Annotated in this window: 10 protein-coding genes; 7 read left to right on the top strand and 3 right to left on the bottom strand. The window is 59.4% G+C overall.

Features of this window, described 5'->3' with window-relative positions:
* The 6 genes from ACNA0I_RS19905 (at position 1) to ACNA0I_RS19880 (ending at position 9,043) form a co-directional block, all read left to right on the top strand.
* Positions 1-1,542, top strand: coding sequence for a M81 family metallopeptidase (locus tag ACNA0I_RS19905; RefSeq protein WP_415807772.1), 1,542 nt, complete (start codon positions 1-3; stop codon positions 1,540-1,542).
* Positions 1,543-2,113: 571 nt separating this feature from the next.
* Positions 2,114-3,316 (top strand): macrolide transporter subunit MacA, encoded by a 1,203-nt coding sequence (gene macA / locus ACNA0I_RS19900; RefSeq protein ID WP_415807771.1) that lies wholly within the window; start codon positions 2,114-2,116, stop codon positions 3,314-3,316.
* Positions 3,317-3,327: 11 nt separating this feature from the next.
* Positions 3,328-5,316, top strand: a complete 1,989-nt coding sequence (locus ACNA0I_RS19895; protein WP_415807770.1) for a MacB family efflux pump subunit — start codon at positions 3,328-3,330, stop codon at positions 5,314-5,316.
* Positions 5,313-6,701 (top strand): efflux transporter outer membrane subunit, encoded by a 1,389-nt coding sequence (locus ACNA0I_RS19890; RefSeq protein WP_415807769.1) that lies wholly within the window; start codon positions 5,313-5,315, stop codon positions 6,699-6,701. Before ACNA0I_RS19895 ends, ACNA0I_RS19890 begins: the two co-directional genes overlap by 4 nt.
* A gap of 359 nt (positions 6,702-7,060) precedes the next feature.
* Positions 7,061-7,510, top strand: coding sequence for a tripartite tricarboxylate transporter TctB family protein (locus ACNA0I_RS19885; RefSeq protein WP_415807768.1), 450 nt, complete (start codon positions 7,061-7,063; stop codon positions 7,508-7,510).
* A 12-nt stretch (positions 7,511-7,522) separates the two neighbouring features.
* Positions 7,523-9,043 (top strand): tripartite tricarboxylate transporter permease, encoded by a 1,521-nt coding sequence (locus ACNA0I_RS19880; RefSeq protein WP_415807767.1) that lies wholly within the window; start codon positions 7,523-7,525, stop codon positions 9,041-9,043.
* Between the two features lie 71 nt (positions 9,044-9,114).
* Here ACNA0I_RS19880 and ACNA0I_RS19875 read toward each other — a convergent pair whose 3' ends face one another.
* The 3 genes from ACNA0I_RS19875 to ACNA0I_RS19865 all read right to left on the bottom strand — a co-directional run bounded on the left by ACNA0I_RS19875 (position 9,115) and on the right by ACNA0I_RS19865 (position 13,140).
* A complete protein-coding gene (locus tag ACNA0I_RS19875) occupies positions 9,115-10,458 on the bottom strand; it encodes a sensor histidine kinase (RefSeq protein WP_415807766.1) in 1,344 nt (447 codons plus the stop codon).
* 59 nt (positions 10,459-10,517) lie between these two features.
* Positions 10,518-11,234 carry a response regulator transcription factor gene (locus ACNA0I_RS19870; protein WP_415807765.1) on the bottom strand — a complete coding sequence of 239 codons (717 nt, stop codon included), beginning with the start codon at positions 11,232-11,234 and terminating at the stop codon, positions 10,518-10,520.
* 994 nt (positions 11,235-12,228) lie between these two features.
* On the bottom strand, positions 12,229-13,140 hold the full coding sequence (locus ACNA0I_RS19865; protein ID WP_415807826.1) for a LysR family transcriptional regulator: 912 nt from the start codon (positions 13,138-13,140) through the stop codon (positions 12,229-12,231).
* Positions 13,141-13,214: 74 nt separating this feature from the next.
* On the opposite strand from ACNA0I_RS19865, the gene ACNA0I_RS19860 reads away from it, so the two are divergent.
* Entirely contained in the window at positions 13,215-14,015 is an 801-nt protein-coding gene (locus ACNA0I_RS19860; RefSeq protein ID WP_415807764.1) for an NAD(P)H-dependent oxidoreductase, read from the top strand.
* Positions 14,016-14,058: the final 43 nt, after the last annotated feature.

Below are 14,058 nucleotides of genomic sequence, written 5' to 3'. Positions count from 1 at the left end.
ATGAAAATTCTGGTCGCCGGTTTCCAACATGAGACCAATACTTTTGCACCCACGCAGACCGACTACGCAAACTTCGAGCGTGGCGAAGGTTTTCCCGCCATGACGCGGGGCGTGGATCTGCTGGCCTTCGCCGATATCAACATACCAGCCGGAGGCTTCATCCGCGCAGCGCAGGCAGCTGGACATCAGATCGAGCCAGTCATCTGGGCCGGCGCCAGCCCCGCGGCCCACGTCACGCGGGCAGCCTTTGAACGCATCGCGGCCGAGATCATCGATGCCGCAGAGCAGCGCAAGTATGACGCGATCTACCTGGACCTGCACGGCGCCATGGTCACGGTAGACGCCGATGACGGCGAGGGAGAGCTTCTGTCGCGGCTGCGCGCCCGCGTCGGCAAGGACGTGCCGATCGTGACCAGCCTGGACCTGCACGCCAACGTGACAACGGCAATGTTGCGTCACGCGAATGGCATGACCGCCTTTCGCACCTATCCGCACGTGGACATGGCCGACACGGGCGCTCGCGCTTATCAACTGCTCGAAGACTTGCTGAAGTCGGACGGCGCGTTGCACACGCGCTCAATGCGCTTGCCATTCTTGATCCCGATCAACGGAATGTGCTCCATGCTGGAGCCCGCAAAATCCATCTACGCTACGTTGGCATCGCTGGAAGACCGATTCGGTCTGGCATCCCTGTCATTCTCTCCAGGTTTTCCAGCGGCGGACTTTCCCGAATGCGGGCCAGTCGTGTGGGGACATGGTCGAGATCCCGAGGCGGTAGAGCAGGCCGTGCAAGCACTGTATGACGCCGTGCTGCAGGCCGAACCGCTATGGGCCGTTCCGTTTCTCGAGCCGTCGGAGGCCGTACGCCAAGCCCAGGCCTTGGCGCGGGATGCGGACCGGCCGGTAGTCATCGCCGACACGCAGGACAATCCGGGTGCAGGAGGCGACTCGAACACCACAGGCATGCTGCGCGCGCTGATCGAAGCCGATGCGCAAGGTGCTGCGCTGGGCCTGCTGTGGGATCCGCAAGCCGTACAGCAGGCAGTGCAGGCAGGAGTAGGCAACCGGGTCACCCTGTCTCTGGGCGGCAAGTCGCGCATACCTGGAGACGAGCCGGTGAATGCGGAGTTCGACGTCGAATACATTGGCGACGGCAAATGTCGTTTCGACGGTCCCATGATGCACGGCGTCCAAGCCGACGTAGGGCCGGTCGCCTGCTTGCGCCTGGGTGGAATCCGCGTGGTGGTCAGTTCTGGCAAATCACAAATGCTGGACCGGAATCTATTCCGTACGGGTAATGTGCAACCGGAACAGATGAAAATTCTGGTGGTGAAAAGCTCGGTGCATTTCCGCGCCGATTTCCAGCCTATCGCTCAGGATATCTTGGTAGCGAAAGCGCCTGGCCCCATGAAGGCCGACAGTGCTGACTTGCCCTGGACGCGCTTGGCGCCGGGAATGCGCATGCGCCCGATGGGCGAGCCATTTGCGCCGCCATCTGCAAACGCTGCCCCAGACCGCGTCACAGGAACGGTGCTCCCATGAAAAACGTGGGGAAGCCTCAGTATTGACTAAGAACCAGCCACTCGTGAACGCTCCACGGGTGGTTGGTTCTGTTCCGCAATCGTGTGAAGGGAGATCACAGTCCTTCACACCTGGGACGAGATCAGCCTAGCAGGCCGCCGCCCAGCAGGCCGTTCAGCAGATTGTTGACGAGGCCGAGAACAGTACCCAACAAGTTGTTGACGAGATCCATAATGACTCCGTAAATAATGGTCACAACACGGAAATGCATTGTGATCCTTTGTCATTCTCAGCGAGTGATGCAGTTGTTGTCAAGACCGTTTTTTTCAAGTATTCGCAGTGTGTTTTGAGCTGCGCTAAGGGCTCGCCTTTAATGACGGAAGCGCATTTTTTTTGGCTAAAAGCCGGAAATGACAAGACAGATCCCGGCTGACGTCCGGGGAAGGCAGGGACTCAACGATCTGCTCAAGTGCGGCGACTCGCGCGATGGCCTGAATCATTGATCGAGTACTATTAGCGCGTTGGTGGCCAATCTCCGGCCGTCCCATCTCAGAGCTACCTGTTTCCATCTGTCTCAAGACTGCCGCATCGCATGCCCCACTCGACGACGAAGCCTTTGGGTAAAAGCAAGAGAAAACGTTATATATGGATCGCGGTGGCCGTGGCAGTGATGCTGTTGCTGGGCAAGATCTTGTTCTTCGGCGCGCCGCCCAAGCCCGATTACGCCACCGCCGAAGTCAAGGTGGCCGACATGGAAGACAGCGTGCTCGCTTCCGGCACCCTGGAAGCAGTGCGACAAGTCAGCGTGGGTGCCCAGGTATCGGGCCAGCTCAAATCGCTCAAGGTGCAACTGGGCGACGAAGTCCAACAGGGCCAGCTCGTCGCCGAGATCGACGACATGACTCAGCAGAACGATCTGCGCAACGCGCAGGCCGCGCTGGCAACTCGCAAGGCCGAACGCCAGGCCAAGCTCGCCACCCTGAAACAGGCTGAACTCGCCTATAAACGCCAGCGCCAGATGCTCGCCCGCGATGCCAGTTCCCGCGAAGATTTCGAGCAGGCCGAAGCCACTCTGAAAGTGACGCGCGCCGACATCGCGGCCCTGGACGCGCAAATCGCTCAGGCCGAGATCGAGGTTGACACGGCGCGGGTCAACCTTGGCTACACTCGTATCTCTTCGCCCATGGACGGCAAGGTGGTCGCCATCGTCACTAAGGAAGGCCAGACGGTGAACTCGATCCAGATCGCGCCCACCATCATCAAGGTGGCGCAGGTCGACACCATGACGGTGAAGGCGCAGATCTCGGAAGCCGACGTCACGCGCGTGCGGCCGGGCCAGAAGGTGTACTTCACGATCCTGGGCGAGCCGGACAAACGCCACTATGGCACGCTGCGGGCCATCGAACCGGCGCCCGACTCGATCCAGCGCGACGAAAGCACCAGTGCCCTCACCGGCGCGGCCTCGAGCGCCAGTGGCACCAGCGCGGCGGTGTACTACAACGGCTTGTTCGACGTACCCAATCCCGACGAAACGCTGCGTATCTCGATGACGGCGCAAGTCTTCATCGTGCTGGGCGAAGCGAAGCAGACACTGGTCATACCGTCATCGGCATTGGGCAAGCGCGGCGAGGACGGCCTCTATACCGTGCGGGTGATCGGTCCGGACGACAAACCAGTCGAACGCCAGATCAAAGTGGGCATGAACAACAATGTCAACGCCCAGGTACTGGAAGGCCTGGCGGCTGGCGACAAGGTAGTTTCGGCTGAGGCTGCCGCTCCTGCGACGCCGCTATGACGGAGCAGGCCATGCCGCCGCTCTCAGGCGAACATCCACTGATCAGCCTGCGCGATGTGTGGCGCGAATTCGCCGCCGGCGACCAGACCGTCGCCGTGCTGCGCGAGGTAAATCTGCGGATCGAAGCCGGCGAAATGGTGGCTATTGTGGGCGCCTCGGGGTCGGGCAAGTCCACCCTGATGAACATCCTGGGCTGCCTGGACCAGCCCAGCCGCGGGGTATACCAGGTCGACGGCCGCGCCACCGATACCATGGACCCCGACGAATTGGCCGAGTTGCGCCGCGAGCACTTCGGCTTCATCTTCCAGCGCTATCACCTGCTGTCCGATCTGACCGCGCAAGGCAACGTAGAAATGCCGGCCATCTATGCCGCCACGCCGCGCGCAGCGCGGCACACGCGTGCCCAGGCTCTGCTGCGCCGCCTGGGGTTGGACCAACGCCTGGACTACCGGCCCGGGCAATTGTCGGGCGGCCAGCAACAACGCGTGAGCATCGCGCGCGCCTTGATGAACGGCGGCCGCATCATCCTGGCCGACGAACCTACGGGCGCGCTGGACTCCCATACGGGCCAGGAGGTGCTGCGCATTCTCGAAGAGTTGAACGCGGCGGGACATACCGTGGTGATCGTCACGCACGATATGAGCGTGGCCCGGCACGCGCGGCGCATCATTGAAATCAGCGACGGCCGCATCGTGGCCGACCGCCGTAATGCCGAGACGCTGCCGGCACCTGCTGTGGCGCCCAGCGACCCGGTCCGCGCCGAGCCGCCGAGTGAGCGCGCCCGCCCCTGGCAGGCGGCGCTGGAACGCATCAACGAGTCACTGCACATGGCGCTGCTGGCCATGAATGCGCACCGGCTGCGCACTTTCCTGACCATGCTGGGCATCGTGATCGGCATTGCCGCGGTGGTCACTGTGGTGGCGCTGGGCGAAGGCTCGCGACAGAAAATCCTGGCCGACATTAGCGAGATCGGCACCAACACGGTCGGCATTTATCCGGGCAAGGACTTCGGTGATGAAAAGGCCAGCACCATCCGCACCCTGGTGCCTGCCGACGCGGACGCCCTGGCACGCCAGACGTACGTCGACAGTGTCACGCCCGAGGCCGCGACGACGGCCTCGTTGCGCTACCGGAATGTATCGGTCAATGGCTCGATCCAGGGGGTGGGCGAGCAGTTCTTCCGCGTGCGCGGCCTGAAACTGGCCCAGGGGCAGTTTTTCGATGCCGAGGCGGTGACGCGCCGCGCTCAGGAAGTGGTGATTGACGAGAACACCCGCAAGGCGCTGTTCGGTAACCATACCGACCCGATCGGGCAGGTGATTTTCCTGGGCACGGTACCGGCGCGCGTCGTCGGCGTGACCGTCCGCAAGGAGAGCCTGTTCGGCGACAGCCAGACGCTCAGCGTCTGGATTCCCTACACCACGGCGCTCAGCCGCTTGTTAGGCCAGCAACACCTGCGCAGCATCACCGTACGGGTCAGCGACGCCATGCCCACCAAGCTCGCCGAACAGGCCATCACGCGGCTGATGATGCAGCGCCATGGCGCCAAGGATTTCTTCGTCTTCAATACCGACACCATCCGCCAGACCATCGAGCGCACCACCACCACCATGACACTACTGGTGTCGGCGATTGCCGTCATCTCACTGGTGGTGGGCGGCATCGGCGTGATGAACATCATGCTGGTGTCGGTCACCGAGCGTACGCGCGAGATCGGTGTGCGCATGGCCGTGGGCGCGCGCCGCGGCGACATCATGCAACAGTTCCTGATCGAAGCCGTGCTGGTCTGCCTGATCGGCGGGATGCTGGGCATCCTGCTGTCGCTGGGCCTGGGCGTGCTGGTCGCGCAGGTGTCCGGCGGCAGCTTCCGCCTCATCTATTCCGGCGCCTCGATGGTGGCCGCCTTCGTGTGTTCCACGCTGATCGGCGTGGGCTTCGGTTACCTGCCGGCGCGCAACGCCGCCCGGCTCAACCCTGTCGAATCCCTGGCCAGAGAATGAGTCCCCTGTTTCCGAGCGTGCCCCGCCCCGTGCTTGCCTGCCTGTTAGCCGTACCGTTGGCGCTCGGCGGCTGCGGCCTGATGCGCACGGACTACGAGCGTCCGGCCGTACAAAGCCCCGCTACCTGGACGTACGATACTGCGCGGGACGTGGCGGCCGCAGGCGGCGTCTGGTGGCGCAACTTCAACGATCCCACGCTCGAGCGCCTGATCGACCAGGCGCTCGAGCGGAACAACGACCTGGCCGCTGCCGCTCTGCGCGTGCAGCAGGCTCGACTGCAGGCGGGCTTGGCGCGTTCGGACCAATTTCCCACGCTAGATGGCGAGATCGACCTCAGCCGCCAGCGCAACCTGCGCGGTGACCGCCAGATACTGCGCAGCAACCGCGCCAACCTGTCCGTGAGCTACGAGCTGGATCTGTGGGACCGCTTGCAGGCCCAGCGCGACGCTGCCGAATGGGAAGCCGCTGCCACCGAGCAGGACCGCGCCAGCGCCGCGCTGTCGCTAGTCGGCACCACGGCCACGCTCTATTGGCAAACGGCCTTCCTCAACCAGCGCCTGGCCAGCGCTGCCGACAGTATTGCCTACGCGCAGCGCACGCTGGAATTGGTGCAGTCGCAATACGACGCCGGAGGCGCCTCGGCGCTCGAAGTGGCAGAAGCGCGCCAGAACCTGGCCAGCCAGCAGGCGGCCCGTACAGAATTGGCGCAACAACGCGTGGAAGACCTCAACGCGATGGCCATCTTGTTCGACGGCCCGCCCGATCGCATCATGGCCGACCCGTTGCGCCTGCCTCCCACCACCTTGCCGCCGGTTCCGGCCGGCGTGCCGGCCGACCTGCTGGCGCGGCGCCCCGACCTGCGCGCCGCCGAACTGCGCTTGCGCGAAGCGCTGGCACAGACGGACGCCACGCGCGCCAGCTTCTATCCGCCGCTGGTGCTTACTGGCTCACTGGGCAGCAGCAGTACGGTACTGAGCAACCTGTTGCAGAATCCAGTGGGCACGTTGGGCGCAGGGCTGACGCTGCCATTCCTGAACTGGAACCAGATGCGGCTCAATATCCGCGTGTCCGAAACCGAATACGAGTTGCGCGTGGTGGAATTCCGGCAAGCCCTGTACCAGGCGATGGCGGACGTCGAAAACGCCCTGTCCGGCCGCACCCAACTCGCCGCGCGGGCCGACCTGCTGCAGCAATCGCTTGCCGCAGCGCGCCAGGCGGAAGACCTGTACGAAGTGCGCTACCGCAGCGGGGCAGTGTCGCTGCGTTTCTGGCTCGACGCGCAGGAAAAACGCCGTACCGCCGAGATCGAACTGGACCAGAACACACTGGACCGGCTGCTTAACCAGGTGAACCTGTACCAGGCCCTGGGCGGCGATACGCGCTGAGCGACCCGTCGGCGGCCGCTACGTGAGCAGCCGTGCGAGCAGTATGCCGGGCAGCGTATCACCACGAATAATTCACTGATCGTCACCTACCGCCCAATTCTTCATCTGAGACGTGTGCCAGCTGTCGAAAAGCGCGTCATTTTCGTATATGGATGTTCTTTGCCGTGGATGTTGCGTCCATCGGCAAGCTCATCGTGCATAACGTTCATCGATCCTTGGCATCCAGAAGAACCAATACATGACCAAAAAGTAAGGAAAAGCTCATTTGACGCGTAGGGGTTGCCCAAACAGATAATTCAGGTCGCGGTTTCGCACGCTGGAGCGGAGCTGATCTCGATAAATTCCAAGGAGACAACTGCATGCGTCGAGTCGACTACCGGGACTTGATTGGCGGCGTATTGATTACGCTTGCCGGCGCCGGGGCGATGTACCATTCCTTGACCACATTCACGCTCGGCACGCTCGACCGAATGGGGCCAGGGTACTTTCCCGCTCTCGTCGGCGGCCTGTTGATGCTGTGTGGGGTCATGATCATGATCCCTGCATTGCTGCGTGCGGGACCCATGCCAACCATCGAATTCAGACCATTGTTCTGGATCAGCCTTTCGGTGCTTGCGTTTGCGTTGCTGCTCAGGCCGTTCGGTCTGGTGCTCGCGATCATTGCGCAGAGCGTCATCGCCGGTATTTCCGATCGCAAACTGTCTTGGAAGGGCTCGCTGATCCTCGCTGTCGGCCTCTCCGTCGGAGCGGTTCTGGTTTTCAAAATAGGTCTGGGGATAATCCTGCCGGTCTTCGCATGGCCCTGGTAGGAGAACATAAAAATGGAATTGTTTGACAACATCACGCTCGGTCTGTCGACCGCGCTCGCCTGGGACAATCTTCTCTGGTGCATCATTGGCGTATCTCTCGGCACGTTGATCGGCGTGATCCCGGGTGTCGGGACCCTGGCGACGATGTCGCTATTGTTTCCGGTCACTTACCACCTGGAGCCTACTGCTGCGCTGATCATGCTGGCCGGCATCTGGTATGGCAGTACCTATGGGGGGTCTACAGCCTCGATTCTGCTGAATCTGCCGGGGACACCCGCCAACGCCGTGACTTGCCTGGACGGGTTTCCGATGGCCAAGCAGGGAAGGGCTGGCGTTGCGCTGCTAATGACGACTGTCGCTTCGTTCTTTGGGGCCAGCGTTGGCATTCTCATGATGATGCTGTTCTCTCCGCTTGTCGCCGATATCGCGTTCAAGTTCGGTCCTGCCGAGTACTTTTCGATGATGGTGCTGGGCTTGGTGGCAGCTTCTGTAGTGTCGTCCGGTTCGGCGATCAAAGGCATCACCATGGTTGTAGGTGGCGTGCTGCTGGGCTTGGTGGGTACTGACGTCAATTCCGGCGTGTCGCGCTTCGATCTCGGCTTTCCGGAGTTACAGGATGGCGTGGCCATCGTTGCGTTGGCGATGGGTTTGTTTGGCATCACCGAGATTATTGCCAGCATCAACCATGTGAAAGCGGCCGACCGCAAGATCGACGTATCGATGAAGGCTATGCTGCCAACGCGTGACGAGGTCAAGCGCTCTTGGGGGCCCATGGCCCGTGGGTCGGGCTTGGGATCGTTCTTCGGTGTGTTACCCGGCGTGGGCCCCACCGTGGCCGCCTTCATGGCCTATGCGCTCGAGAAACGGACCTCGAAAACGCCTGAGCGCTTCGGCCGTGGGGCGATCGAAGGCATCATGGGCCCAGAGTCAGCCAACAACGCGTCAGACCAGGCGTCCTTCATTCCGACGCTGACGCTCGGCATCCCCGGCAGTGTGACGATGGCGTTGATCATCGGGGCGTTGATGATCCACGGCATCCAGCCCGGACCCAATATGCTCAATGAGCAGCCCGCGATGTTCTGGGGCCTGGTGATGAGCTTCTGGATCGGCAACATTGTTCTGGTGGTCTTGAATGTGCCGATGATTGGTCTGTGGGTCCGCGTGTTGACGATTCCCTATCACATCCTGTATCCAGCGATCGTGATGTTCATCTGTATCGGCACCTACGCGGTGAACAACAACGTCTTCGATGTCTATGCGGTTTTGGTGTTCGGTATTGCCGGCTACATACTGCGCGTGCTCGATTTTCAGCCTGCTCCTTTGTTGCTGGGCTACGTATTGGGTCCGATGCTGGAGGAAAACTTCCGGCGCGCCATGCTGCTCTCACGAGGCAGCATGCAGACCTTTATCGAGCGCCCGATCAGCATGTGGGTGCTGATCTTGACGGCAGCCTTGCTGGTGTGGGGTGTGTGGAGCAGCCTGCGCCAGCGGTCGACCGTGGCGATCTCCAGCTCAAGCCCGGAAGCCGCTTGACGTAAGCGTCGCCAGGTGCTGTTGCGCACCTGGCGAGCACTGAGCAACCGCAGTTGTGTGAGTCACTGCCTCTATTCGAAGATCAGCGCTTTCTTGGGGCCTTCATGGTGTCCTGTGCGTGAATCCAGCGGCAATGACAAGATGACCCGCAGCCCTGGCTGGGCATCCGCAAAAGAGAGTTGCCCACCGTGCAAACCGACAATATTCATCACGCTGGTCAGGCCCAGGCCATGGCCTTCCGAGGAGGGATCTGCTCGGTAAAAGTGTTTGCCCAGGTGCTCATACTCGGTAGCGGGCAGCCCAGGCCCATCGTCCTCGATCGTAACGAGCCCAGTATTCCCTTGCTTCACTACGTTGATCTCTACCCGGCTGGTGCCATACTTGATCGCATTGTGGAGCAGATTCGCGAGCGCACTGGCGAGCAAATTGACATCGCCGGAAAGGGTGACGTTATCCAGGTTGCTGCGGTGTAATGCAATACCTTTTTCTTCTGCTAACGCCTCGTGCATCTCCATCACGTCAGTGACAATGACGTCCAGCTGGCAAGGCTTAAACGAACGGCGTTGTATGCCTGCTTCCATCTCGGCAATTTGCAAGAGCTTTTCCAGCAAGACATTTAGGCTCTCGATGTCTTCTATGGCGTGTTGATTGGCCTCCAGGACTTCAGCCATGGACACGTCCGGCTGTTGCGCTGCACGCAATCGACCAACAATGCGAGTCAGAGGAGTGCGAAGATTATGTGCAATGGTGTCCGAGATGTGCCTGGCGCTCTTCATCAAGAGTTCTATCCTGTCCAGCATCGTGTTGATGTCGCGATTCAGCAGCGTGAACTCGTCTTCGCCTGTGGGGGCGGAGATACGTTTTGAGAGTTGGCCCGCACCGATTTGCTGCGTGGTTCGGCGAATGTGACTAACGCGATACGCCAATTCTCTTCTGAATAGGTACGTTCCCAGCAGCACCAGCAGTACAGCCAAAAAAATGGCTGCCGCTGTGGCCCGGCCAATCAATGCCGTAATGTCGCTAATCTCGCTCAGATCCTGCCCTACGACTAGCGTTTCTCCGTTGGCCAGGGTTTGGACTTTTAGGTGGCCACGCGCAGGAACGCCATTTTGAACCACCTCTGCGTCAAAGACTTCGGTAGATGTTGCGTTGGATGGTGGGATATCCGCCAGATTTCCGGCGAGCTTTCGACCATCTTTATCAAGCAGCAAATAGATTTCTCGGGGCGAGTCGATCCGATCCGACAGCGTCAGTTCAATAGCCGATATCAGATCCTCACGGCCACCCTCTTCATAAGTCACGACCAGGCGTTGTGCGGTCGCTGTGATTTGTCGCGCATATTCAGTGCGCAATGCTCCAATAAACTGAACGTATATGAATACGATCAGTATCAACGTCGTCAAAATCGCCAGCAACCCATAATTCAACGTCAGGCGAAAGGAAATGGAGTTCCACAGGCGTCGAAAAAAATGCGTCATTCTTCTGCGAGCTTTATATCGTGGGGATTCTGTTTGTCAGAGATCGTGTACCCCGCGCCGCGTATGGTGTGAATCAGCGGGGTGGCGGAATTGGAATCTATCTTGCGGCGCAGCCTGCTGACCTGAACATCAATGACATTCGACTGAGGATCAAAGCTGTATCCCCAAATCGTTTCAAGCAACATCGTTCGTGTCACGATCCTGTGCATATTAAGCATGAGATAGACCAACAAACGGAATTCCTGCGGTTGCAAGGAAATGGATTGGCCAGCACGTTGCACTTTCTGTGTGGCGACATTCACCGTCAAATCTGCAACGCGAAGTTGTTTGACTTCCAGATGGTCGGGCCGCGTTCGCCTGACTAATGCATCCATTCGGGCGACCAGTTCAGAAAAGGAGAATGGCTTGACCAGATAGTCATCGCCTCCTGCTCTTAAACCATCAACCCGATCGTCAACCGCCGACAGCGCGCTCAGCACCAACACCGGCGTCTTTTTCCCCAACGACCTCAGGGTGGATAATATGGAAAGGCCATCGACATGATTGGGCAAAATGCGGTCCAAAATGATGATGTCCCATTTTTCCTTCATGGCATTTTCAAGGCCACTCACGCCGTCTCTGCTGACGCTGACCATGTGCCCGAGTTCCGTCAGGCCATTGGCGAGATAACGAGCGTTTTCTCGATCGTCCTCAATAATAAGACACTGCCACATAGTTGTTCCCCATGCTATTTTCCGACTGCCTTCGTCTGTCACCGCGATCCGTACTGATTGGGCCAGCAACGACGTTGGCACCCGATATCAGCCTTCTTCCATGACTAAATGGTAAGGCAAGCGTAATACGCTTCAGGCTGGTTTTGACTAAGATCATTCAGCATACCCGAAGTTATTCCTTTGCCTTAGGAAGGTTGCCTAGTGAGTATTCATGTCAGCCCCAGTCTCGATCAAGACCAACGCATTTGTAAGCCTATAAGTTTCTACGATCTGGTGGAGCTCATGACGTATGGAAGACTTTCTTTCAACCCATCGGTCAGTATTCGGTTCGCTTCATTACGCCCTCCCATCGTGAATGAGACAGTGATGGCTGACATGGCTGCAACGAGCACGTCGAGTCTGCAGAATGGAATGTCTATCCAGGCATTCCCTGCCTCGAGCGCCATTGGATATCAGCCATGGGACCTGCTTGAGCACGAGTTCTCTATAAACTGGGGCAGTGACGAAGAGCCTGCGCCACCTATCTATATCGTTTCGACTATTCGTGCACTATCAGAATCATTATTTCTCAGCGAAGGCATGCAAGCGTCTGTCAATCAGACTTCCCGCTTCGCTGGTGTTCAGGTGCAGCGGCGGCCCATGCGTTCTACTGTCGTGCCGATATTGGACGGGGGCTCGCTGATGGTGACATTGTGGTCGCGTGATCACACTGTCGATGGTGAACAACACTCAGTGCTACGGCTGCCCGTTGATTTGAGGACGCTGCTCGAGAGCGTCCTCGTATCGCCGAGGGTGTCAACCCGATTTTTTGAATTGGTTTCGGATCTTGTGCAGCGAATCAGCCGCGCCAGGGTCTCTCATGCAAACTGGTCAATCGCATCGGATGCTCTGAGAGTCCGGCCGCCTTGCGATGCCGACGGGATCCAATCGGCACACCTTACGGGGCATCGTTGATCGTTTTGGTCAGTCACGTCCCTGATAGTCCCCAGACGATTCATATCGACTTGGCCATGTGCTCTCGCAACCACTGGTGAGCGGGGTTTCGATGTACGCGCTCGTGCCATAGCATCAACATCTCGAAACCGGGTGCCTCGAACGGCGGTTCGACCGTCTGCAGCGTCCGGCTATTACGCACCAGACGAGACGGCACCATCGCCACAAGATCCGTGTTCGCCAGCACGGAGTCGAGAAACAAAAAATGCGGCACTGACAGCGCCACATTGCGCGTCATGCCGCGCTGCGCGAGTACCGCGTCCGTTGGTCCCTGAAACCCTCCGCCAACCGGCGACACGATCACATGATCCAGTTTGCAGAACTGAGCGAGGGTAGGGCGGCGTTTCAAACGCGGGTGGCCTCTGCGGCCGGCCAGCACATAGCGCTCTGTGAACATCGAGCGGCGCCGCAAGCCCGGCGGCGCTTCTTCGCTGATGTGAAAGGCGAGATCAATATCGCCTTGCTCCGCCTGGCGCGCCAGCGTCGTCGGGGAAAGGCTCAGAATCGCCAATCGCGTGCCCGGTGCTGCCATGCGCAACCCGGGCAACGCCGGTAATACGATCGTGGACTCACCATAGTCTGACGCCGCGATACGCCAGATCTGTCGAGCCTGGGCGGGATCGAAAGGACTGGACGGGGCGACAGCATATTCCAGCGATTCCAGTGCTTGACGCAACGGCTCTCGTAATTCATCGGCGCGTGCCGTAGGACGCATACCGCGCGGACCGGGCAGCAGCAGCGGGTCGTTAAAGATGTCGCGCAGTTTGCCAAGCTGCACGCTCACGGTGGGCTGCGATAGATGCAGGCGTTGCGCTGCGCGCGTCACATTGCGCTCGTCCAGTAGCGTATCGAGCGTCACCAGCAGATTGAGGTCGACGCGGCGCAAGGAATTATTCAAGGCAATACCTATTATTCTAAAAATTCATTTCAAGAATACCTGGAGCAAGTTTACCTTGTCGCATTGAATGATTTATGGAGCTTCATGCGATGAATGTTTTACTTGTTCATGCACATCCGGAACCGACCTCTGTGACCCGTCATCTGGTTGATACTGCGTCTGAGGTGTTGGCGGCTCAGGGCCACCATGTCATGGAGTCAGATTTATACGGTATGGGGTGGAAAGCCGTGTTTGACGGCCAGGATTTTCCCGAACGCACTAATGAGGATCGTCTGTCGTTTATCGAGGAATCAGGACATGCGTTTGCAAACGGTTGCCAAACCACCGACGTCGAGGGCGAGCAACGAAAACTTCAGGCTGCGGATGCTGTGATACTGGTGTTTCCGTTGTGGTGGTACAGCATGCCAGCGATCATGAAAGGATGGATTGATCGGGTGTGGGCATTTGGATTGGCCTATGGTTACCGAGGTGCGGGGAATGCTTATCGCTATGGAGAGGGCGGCTTCGCAGGCAAGCGTGCGCTATTGGCCGTATCTGTTGGCGGACCGGAGAAAGACTACTCGCCGCGTGGAATCAACGGGCCGTTGGAGCAACTGCTTTTTCCCATCACGCATGGCACTTTGTTTTTCCCCGGCATGCAGGTGTTGCCGACCTTTGCGGTGTACGGTAGTGCCGGTATTGAGCCTGGCCGCATGGCAGAGGCAACAGCCGCCTGGAAGCGTCGACTGGAACGACTATTCGATGATGAGCCGATCCCTTTTCGCCCCCAGAATGGCGGCGACTATCCCGATTGCCATGTGCTGGCTGATCATGTGGCACCTGGTTTGACTGGGTTGTTGGCGCATATTGCGGATGCGCCGCAGTTTGGCTCTGATGTTGAGGGGAGTTGACTGTTTGCCGCGCAGCAACACCAGACCACTCGCTGCCGAGAGC

The organism is Bordetella muralis (genome assembly GCF_965139205.1).
Classification (GTDB): Bacteria; Pseudomonadota; Gammaproteobacteria; order Burkholderiales; family Burkholderiaceae_B; genus Bordetella_A; species Bordetella_A muralis.
This window is presented reverse-complemented; position numbering and strand designations above follow the sequence as displayed.

Bases quoted from the DNA above. Each gene is read 5' to 3' on its own strand.
- ACNA0I_RS19905 (WP_415807772.1), top strand. From the start codon at position 1: ATGAAAATTCTGGTCGCCGGTTTCCAACATGAGACCAATACTTTTGCA.
- macA (WP_415807771.1), top strand. From the start codon at position 2,114: ATGCCCCACTCGACGACGAAGCCTTTGGGTAAAAGCAAGAGAAAACGT.
- ACNA0I_RS19895 (WP_415807770.1), top strand. From the start codon at position 3,328: ATGCCGCCGCTCTCAGGCGAACATCCACTGATCAGCCTGCGCGATGTG.
- ACNA0I_RS19890 (WP_415807769.1), top strand. From the start codon at position 5,313: ATGAGTCCCCTGTTTCCGAGCGTGCCCCGCCCCGTGCTTGCCTGCCTG.
- ACNA0I_RS19885 (WP_415807768.1), top strand. From the start codon at position 7,061: ATGCGTCGAGTCGACTACCGGGACTTGATTGGCGGCGTATTGATTACG.
- ACNA0I_RS19880 (WP_415807767.1), top strand. From the start codon at position 7,523: ATGGAATTGTTTGACAACATCACGCTCGGTCTGTCGACCGCGCTCGCC.
- ACNA0I_RS19870 (WP_415807765.1), bottom strand. From the start codon at position 11,234: ATGTGGCAGTGTCTTATTATTGAGGACGATCGAGAAAACGCTCGTTAT.
- ACNA0I_RS19860 (WP_415807764.1), top strand. From the start codon at position 13,215: ATGAATGTTTTACTTGTTCATGCACATCCGGAACCGACCTCTGTGACC.